The sequence below is a fragment of the Candidatus Methylomirabilis sp. genome, from assembly GCA_036000645.1.
Lineage (GTDB): Bacteria > Methylomirabilota > Methylomirabilia > Methylomirabilales > JACPAU01 > JACPAU01.
Genome location: DASYVA010000132.1, coordinates 1 through 7,949, shown reverse-complemented (window position 1 = coordinate 7,949; position 7,949 = coordinate 1). Strand labels below are relative to the sequence as shown.

Genomic DNA, 7,949 nt, shown 5'->3' with positions numbered 1-7,949 from the left:
CGCCGCCGGGCCGGCCGGGGTCGCCCGGCCCGCCGCGCCGTCTTCTGTGCGGCCCGGCCGACCGGGGGGGCCGTCGCCGTCGGCGGCGGGGGCTCCTCCTCGGGCGGTCGGTCGAGGCGGAAGGCGTCGTGGAGGACGCGGACTGCCAGCTCCGCGTACTTGGCCTCGATGACGCAGGAGACTTTGATCTCGGAGGTGCTGATCATCAAGATATTGATCTTCTCCCGCGCCAGGGTCTCGAACATGCGCGAGGCCACGCCCGAGTGGGTCCGCATCCCCACGCCCACGATCGAGACCTTGGCGATCTGGTCGTTCCCCAGCACCTCGGCCGCCCCGATCTCCGCCGCCACCCCCCGGACGATCTCCAGCGTCTTCTGGTAGTCCGGGCGCGGGACCGTGAACGAGATGTCCGTGGTGCTCCCGTCCTGGCTGATGTTCTGGACGATCATGTCCACCACCACGTTCGCATCCGCGACGGCCCCGAAGAGCTTGGCGGCGACCCCCGGGCGGTCGGCCACCCGGGCCACCGTGATCTTGCCCTCGTTGGTATTGTAGGCGATGCCCGAGACCACCACCTTCTCCATGGCGGCGTCCTCCGCGACCACGAGGGTCCCCTCGCAGTCCGAGAAGCTGGAGCGGACGTGGATCGGTACCTGATAGTTCTTCCCGTACTCGACGGACCGGGTCTGCAGCACCTTGGCTCCCAGGCTGGCCAGCTCCAGCATCTCCTCGTACGAGATACGGGGGAGCTTGCGGGCGCCGGGGACCAGGTCCGGATCCGCCGTATAGACGCCGGCCACGTCGGTGTAGATCTCGCACACCTCGGCCCCCAGCGCGGCCGCCATCGCCACCGCGGTCAGATCGGAGCCGCCTCGGCCGAGCGTCGTGACCTCCTCCTCCGCCGTCACTCCCTGGAACCCGGCCACGATGGCGACCTCCCCGGCCTCCAGCGCCTCCAGGACCCGGCGGGTGTCGATGCGGAGGATGCGGGCCTGGCTGTGGGTCTCGTCGGTCAGGATCCGGACCTGGGTCCCGGTGAAGGAGCGGGCCTTCCAGCCCAGCTCCTGGATGGCCAGGGAGAGGAGGCCGATGCTCACCTGCTCGCCGGTCGCCAGGATCACGTCCAGCTCCCGCTCGTCGGGCCGCTCGGCGATGCGGTGGGCCAGCGCGAGGAGCCGGTCCGTCTCCCCAGCCATGGCGGAGACCACCACCACCACGTCGTGGCCGGCCTGGCGGGTCGTCACCACCCGGCGCGCCACGTTGCGGATCCGCTCGATGTCCCCCACGCTGGTGCCGCCGTACTTCTGGACGATGAGCGCCACGGCTGATCCTTAGGAGACCGGCGCCGCCCGCTGCCCGATCTTCTGTTCTTCCCCGCGCCAGAGCCGGCGGATGTTCTCGTGGTGCCGGGCGGTGATGAGCGCGGCGACGGCCAGCGCGAAGACGAGGGAGGGGCCGGGCCCCTCCCAGGCCGCGGTGGTCACGGGGAGGCTGGCGGCGGCGACCAGGGCCGCCAGGGACGAGTAGCGAAACCAGAAGGCGGTGAGCAGCCAGAGCAGAAGCGCGGTCAGTCCGACCGCAGGGAGGGCGGCCAGGACCGCTCCCAGCCCCGTCGCCACCCCCTTCCCCCCACGGAACCGGAGAAAGATCGGGAAGCAGTGGCCCAGCAGCGCGGCGCACCCCGCGGCCGCCACCCACGCGTCGCCGGTGGCAAGCCCGCGGGCTGCCAGGACCGGCGCCGCCCCCTTCATCCCGTCCAGCAGCAGCGTCGCGGCCGCCTCCCCCTTCCCGAGCACCCGGAGGACGTTGGTGGCCCCGATGTTCCGGCTGCCCCGCTCGCGGACGTCCACGCCCCGCCACCGGCCGATCAGCAGGCCGAAGGGGACCGAGCCCAGCAGGTAGCTGCCCAGGACCAGCAGAAGCCGCGCCCCCACCCGTCCCCCTCAGCCCCGCAGGTCAATCCGCCGCCAGAACTTCCGGAAGTAGTCCACCCCGGAGAAGACGGCGATCCCCATCGCCCCCCACAGGACCACCGTCCCGATCCGCACCGGCCACCCCGCGAGCGGTCCTCCTCCCAGGCTCAGGATGAGGAGCGCCACCGCGACGACTTCGGCCACCATCTTGACCTTTCCCCAGTCGCTGGCCCCGATGATGACGCCCTGGGCTGCGGCGATCCCCCGGAGGCCGGTGACGGCGATGTCCCGTCCCACGATGAGGACCACAATCCAGGCAGGGATCTTGTCCACCTGGACCAGGGAGATGAGGGCGGCGGCGATCAGGAGCTTGTCGGCGATGGGGTCGAGCAGGGCGCCGAGCGTCGTGACCTGCCGGCGCCGACGCGCCAGATGGCCGTCCAGCCAGTCCGTCAGCACGGCCAGCAGGAAAATCGCGACCGCCACGATCGGGTACGGCCGGGTCGTGGCGATGAGGAACACCATCAGGAGAGGGACCAGGAAGATGCGGACGACTGTGAGGGTGGTCGGGAGGTTCACCGTGCCTCACCGACGCTCGCGGGGGGCCGCCGCGGGCACCGGGGACACGCCCAGGTCCCGGGCCACGCCGTGGATGATCTCCGGGTCGATCCGCTCCCGCTTCAGGAGGAAGCCTTCCAGGAGCGCATTGTCGCAGAGCGTGTTGATGAGCCGGGGGGTGCCGCGGGCGTGGCGGTGCACCGCCTCCAGCGCCTCCGGGGCGAAGAGGTCCCGGGTGGCCCCGGCCACCCGCAGCCGGTGCCGGATGTAGGCGGCCGTCGCCTCGGGCGTGAAGGACCGCATCCGGCACTTCAGCGCGACGCGCTGCGCGAGCGGCGGGTCCACGGCGAGATGCTCCTCCAGCTCGGGGAGGCCGAAGAAAAGAAAGGTGATGAGCTTGCCCTCCGGGACCTCCAGGTTCAGCAGGCCTCGGAACTCCTCCATGACCTCCCGCCGCTGCAGCATGTTGGCCTCGTCGATCAGCACGACCGCCTTCTTCCCCTGGGCCTGCAGCTGCGCGAGCCGCTGATAGAGGAGGGTGAGGAGGGCGACCTTGTCCGCGTTCTCGGGCACGTCCTCGACCCCGAGCTGCAGGGCGATCTTGCGGAGCAGCCACTCAGCGGTGATCGCGGAGTGGATGATCACCAGCAGGGCCGATTCCACCTGGTCCTCGTCCAGCGCGTCCAGCATCCGGCGAGCCAGCATGGTCTTCCCGGTCCCCAGATCCCCGACCACCACCGCCAGCCCCTTCATCGTGTTGACCGCGTGCATGAGCCGGGTGAGCACCTCCGCGTGCTGGCTCCCGTCAAAGTAGAACCGGGGGTCAGGGGTGTTGGCGAAGGGCTGCTCCCTCAACCCGTAGAACTGCTCGTAGCTCATGGGATCGTTCCCCGGCCGCGCGGCGCGGTGACTCCGAGATGCCCGTCAACGCGGGATGCTAGATGAAGGAGATCTTCTTCTTGCTCTTCCCCGGCTTGTGCGGCTCCCCGGGGGGGGCCGCGGCGGGGGCCGGTGGGGGCGGGGCGGGCGCCTCGGGGGCGCGGCCGGTCGGCCCGGGCCGGCCCTTCTCGCCGGCCGGCCCCTTCAGCCGTCCCTTCAGGTCTCGCAGGCGGGCCTTCACGTCCCGGAACTTGGGGGCCTCCTCCTGGAGGGACGTCAGGACTGCGTGGGCTTTGCCGCCGTCTCCCCCGGCCTCGTAGGCCGTCGCCAGGTCGTACCGGAGACCCCATCCATCTTCGCCCTGGGCGCCCGGCAGGGTCATCGCGCGCTCCAACTCCGCCACCGCCCGCCCCGCCTCCCCCTTGGCCAGGTAGCAGAGTCCCAGGAGGTTCGCGCAGGTGAGCGCCCGCCGCGGCTCCTTGGCGGCCAGGCGGAACTCCCCGATGGCCTCGTCGTACAGCTCCATCTCCTTGTACGCGATGCCCAGGTTATAGTGGGTCTCGTAGTCCTCCGGCCCGAGCTGCTCCCGGACCCCCTTCTGGAACTCCCGCAGGATCTCCGCCAGGAGCGGGGCCGTCTCCCGGACGGAGGGGCCGGCGCTGACCTCTTCGGTCAGCTCCGAGCCCAGATCCACGTAGCCCCCCTCGCCGGGGCCTTCATCCTGTGCCACCTTGAAGACCGGCGTGATGTCCGCTGCCGACGGCTGGAAGGAGGAGGGCCGCGCCGGGGCCGCGGGGGCGTGACGCGGCGGCTCCGGGCTGAGGTCCACCTCGAGCCCCTCGGGGGGGGCGGGCTCCTCGAGCAGCTCCACCACCGCCTCTCCCCCCTCGCCCGTCGCGTCCGTCCCGACGTCGGCGAAGGAGGCCTCGGGGGCGGCGGCCTGCTCCGCCTCAAGGGTCTGGAGCCGCTCCCGGGCGCCGGCGTTCCGCGGGTCGGCCGCCAGGATGCGCTTCAGGGCCCCTCGCGCCTCCTCCACCATGTCCTGCTGGATGAAGAAGTCCGCCTCGGCCAGATCCTCCTCCACCGTCCCACCTGCCGGGGGTGCCGAGAGCGGAGCGGCCGCCTCGACCGGCTCGGCCTCGGACGCTTCTGCCGGGACCGGCGGGGCCGCCGGGCGCTTCGGGGGGCCCGGCACGCTCCGGGCGCGAACGGGCTCGCCCGACACGCGCTCCAGGGCTTGCCGGACGTCCACGTTCCCGGGGTCCAGCTTCACACAGGACTCCAGCTCTGCCGTTGCCTGCGCGGTCTGCCCCTGGCTGACGAGGATCGAGGCGATACTCAGCCCCTCCCTGACCGCCTGGTCCGCCAGGTTCCGGTCGAGGTAGATCCCCTTCAGGCGCTGCCGGGCCCCGAGGTGGCGGGGGGAGAGGGAGAGGGACTGCTGCAGATGCTCGATCGCCTTGTCCACCAGGCCGTACTTCAGGTAGACCTCCGCCTTGGCCAAGTGGTCGCTCACCTGGCTGTCCTCCTCCTCGCTGGGCGCGGCATCGAGCGGGATCAGGCCTCCGGCCGTGTCCGCGGCCACGCCCTGGGTAGCCGCAGGCCCTGCCGTGACGGCGGCCTCCTCCCCGAACTCCAGCAGTCCCGCCCCCGAGCCCTCCTCCCCGGGGCCCCCCATCTCCACCAGGACCCGCTCCGCCTCCTGGGCGATCGCGCCGGCATCCAGTCCGCTCTCCTGGGCCGTCTCCGTGAGGTCGAAGGCGACCTCATCCGAGCCTCCCCCCAGTTCCTTCTCGAGGCGGGCGGCGAAGGCGCGCGCGTCGTCGGTGGTCTCCTCGTCCAGCGTAACGGTTCCCGCCTCCTCCGCGGGGGCCTCCTCCCCTCCCGAGAGGTCCACCAGCCCCGGCTCTATCTCCACGGGCTCCACGGGGGCGGGAGGCGGGGTGACCCTGACGGTCGCGGCGGGCGCGGAGGCGGGGGGGCGCGCGCCCGAGAGCGCGGCGACCTTCTCGCCGGCATCGCGCGCCTGCGGGTCCAGCTCCTGGAGGCTCCGGTAGGCCTCCAATGCCTCCGCGCGCTTGCCCTGCTTCTCCAGCACCTGCCCGAGCCCCCGGTAGGCCTCTGCCAGGCCGGCAATATCCTGCAGCCCCTTCAGCACCTCAACCAGCGTCAGGCGGTACCGCACCTCGCCGGGCGCCTTCGCCGCGAGGCCCTTGAGGAGCCGGACCACCTCCTGCCCCTTGCCGGCCTTGACCGCGGGCCCCGTGCCCTGCTGGAGCTCCTCGGCGGCCCGCGCGTGATCCCCCTGCTCCGCCGCCAGCGCGGCGAGACCGAGACGGATCTCCCAGCGGGCGGGGTCCAGCCGGAGAGCCTTCGTGTAGGCCTCCAGCGCCCGCTTGGCGTCCCGGGCCTCGCGGAACCCATCCCCGAGCGCCGTCCACACCCCGGCGTCGTCGGGGGCCAGGCTCGCCGCGGCCCTGAGCTCCTGGACTGCTTCCGCGGACCCCGACTTGGCGAGGATGCGGCCGAGCCCGAGGTGTGCCTCCAGGGCGTTGGGGTTGATCTGGAGCATCCGCCGGAAGATCTTCTGGGCCTCCGCGGTCTGCCCCGCCGCCACGCATTGCTCGGCGCTCCGCGCCAGGGGCCCATAGGCGTCCTTCGCCATCCCCTGCCGCGCGAGCATCTCCGAGAGCTTGGTCGCTGCCGCGACGTTGCCCGGATCCAGGGTCACGACCTTCTGGTAGACCGCCAGGGCCTCCTTCGCGTCCCCGGCCCGGCTGTACTGCTCGGCGATGAGGAGGAGCTGCTGCTTCGCCTCGCCCACCAGGCCCTGCTCCGCGTACAGGTCCGCACACAGCGCCTGGGCCTGCAGGTTGCCCGGGTCCAGCTTGATGGCCTTCTTGTAGACGGCCGTGGCCTTGGCGGCGAACCCGTCCTTCCGGTAGGAATCCCCGAGGCGCATGTACTGGCTGATCGCCTCGGCCCGGTTGCCCGTCCGGGCATACAGGTCCCCGAGCGCGTTCAGGACGCTCAGGTCGTTGGGGTCAGCCTTGAGGATGTTCTGGTACTCGGCGATGGCCTTATCGAGCCGGCCCTGTTGGGTGAACGCCAGGGCGGTCTGGAGCGCCTTGCGCTTGTCGAACGCCATGAGACTCCTTCAGCAGGATGGCGGCGAAAAGCCGGAAATCCCGCCAATTGGCGGCGGAAGCCTATCAAAGGCGTTGAGGGGTGTCAAGGCGGGAGGCCGGCATTTCCTGGCGGTTATTCCACTCCGCGTGGGCGTATCGGGCACGGGCCAACGCCGCCGCGGCCTCCGCCTCCACCCGGGAGGGGAGGGTCTCGGGAAGCGGGTGTCCCAGGGCGTCTTCGAACCCCTCCCGGAGCGCCGCCGCCACCCCAGCGAGGGGGGGGCGGGTGCCCAGCAGGGCGGCCACCGTGGTGACGGAGCCGGCCCACGCGGAGGCGGTCGGGTGCCGCAGGGCCGGCAGCGCCGCCTCCCAGGCGACCCGGTCCAGATCCAGGAGGAGCGAGCCGTGCTGCAGGACGGCGCCCCGGAGGCGCCGCTGGGCCGAGCCCACCAGCTTGCGCCCGGCCACAGAGAGCTCGAACCGCGAGGAGCTCAGGAAGCAGACGCCGCTCACCGCCCCCCGACCCACCGAGCCCCGGCTGAGATCGGCCGCCACGCCGAGGCGCCGGAGGCCGGCAATCAGCCCCTGGCTGATCCTCCGATAATCCTCCTGAATCCCCCCGGGCCCGAGGAGGCCCTCGGGAAACGCGATTGCGTAGGTCAGCTCGTGCTGGTGCAGGACCGCCCGGCCCCCCGTCATCCGACGCACCACGCCGAATCCCAGACGGCGGCAGGCCTCCAGATCCACCTCACCCTCGAGGGCCTGGGCATAGCCGACCGAGACGGTCGGCGGATCCCAGGTGTAGAGGCGCAGGGTGGGGGGGCCCTCTCCCCGCGCGCAGGAGGTGGCCAGGACCTCATCCAGCGCCATGTTGAGGGGGCCCGGCAGGGGCTCCGACCGGACGAATCGCCAGGAGGGCCGAGGACCGTGCGGCGACCGCGGGGCACCCGCCTTCACAGCACCCCCTCCCGGCGGAGCGTCTCCACCTCTCGGGAGGAAAGGCCGAGCATCTCCGCCAGAACCTCGGCCGTGTGCTCCCCGAGCCGGGGGGGCGGGCGGCGGATCGTGAGGGGGGACCCTTCGAGAGTGAAGGGGATCCCCAGGAGACGGAGCGACCCCAGGGTGGGATGCTCCACCTCCTGGACCATCTTCAGGTGGTGGACGGCCGGGTCGGCCAAGGCTTGCGCGACGGTGTTCACGGGCCCGCAGGGGAGCCCCGCCTCCTCCAGGCGCTCCAGCCATGTGGCGGTGGGGAGGGTGGCGAAGCGGGCCGCCAGGAGCGGCACCAGGCGCTCCCGGTTGGCCGTCCGGGCGCCATTGGTGGCGTACGCGGGGTCGTCCGCCCAGGCCGGCTCGCCCAGGACCCGGCAGAAGGTCCGCCAGAGCCCATCGTTGGCCACGGCGACGTTGAGGTGCCCATCGGCCGTCGCGAAGGTCTGGTACGGGACGATGTTCGGGTGCGCGTTCCCCC

7 protein-coding genes are annotated in these 7,949 nt (G+C 72.1%); all 7 read right to left on the bottom strand.

The annotated features are described in order from the left end of the window. Positions 1-1,322, bottom strand: a 1,322-nt coding sequence (locus tag VGT06_07465) for an aspartate kinase (protein HEV8662958.1), incomplete at its 3' end; no start/stop codon positions are given. Between the two features lie 9 nt (positions 1,323-1,331). After that, a complete protein-coding gene (gene plsY / locus VGT06_07460; GenBank protein ID HEV8662957.1) occupies positions 1,332-1,934 on the bottom strand; it encodes a glycerol-3-phosphate 1-O-acyltransferase PlsY in 603 nt (200 codons plus the stop codon). A gap of 9 nt (positions 1,935-1,943) precedes the next feature. Continuing rightward, on the bottom strand, positions 1,944-2,492 hold the full coding sequence (gene pgsA, locus VGT06_07455; GenBank protein HEV8662956.1) for a CDP-diacylglycerol--glycerol-3-phosphate 3-phosphatidyltransferase: 549 nt from the start codon (positions 2,490-2,492) through the stop codon (positions 1,944-1,946). A 6-nt stretch (positions 2,493-2,498) separates the two neighbouring features. Then, positions 2,499-3,350 carry an AAA family ATPase gene (locus tag VGT06_07450; GenBank protein HEV8662955.1) on the bottom strand — a complete coding sequence of 284 codons (852 nt, stop codon included), beginning with the start codon at positions 3,348-3,350 and terminating at the stop codon, positions 2,499-2,501. Between the two features lie 58 nt (positions 3,351-3,408). Then, positions 3,409-6,498, bottom strand: a complete 3,090-nt coding sequence (locus VGT06_07445) for a tetratricopeptide repeat protein (protein ID HEV8662954.1) — start codon at positions 6,496-6,498, stop codon at positions 3,409-3,411. Between the two features lie 64 nt (positions 6,499-6,562). Next, positions 6,563-7,348, bottom strand: coding sequence for a lipoate--protein ligase family protein (locus VGT06_07440; GenBank protein ID HEV8662953.1), 786 nt, complete (start codon positions 7,346-7,348; stop codon positions 6,563-6,565). 83 nt (positions 7,349-7,431) lie between these two features. Then, positions 7,432-7,949 (bottom strand): CoA transferase (locus tag VGT06_07435; GenBank protein HEV8662952.1); only part of this gene is annotated, 518 nt, incomplete at its 5' end.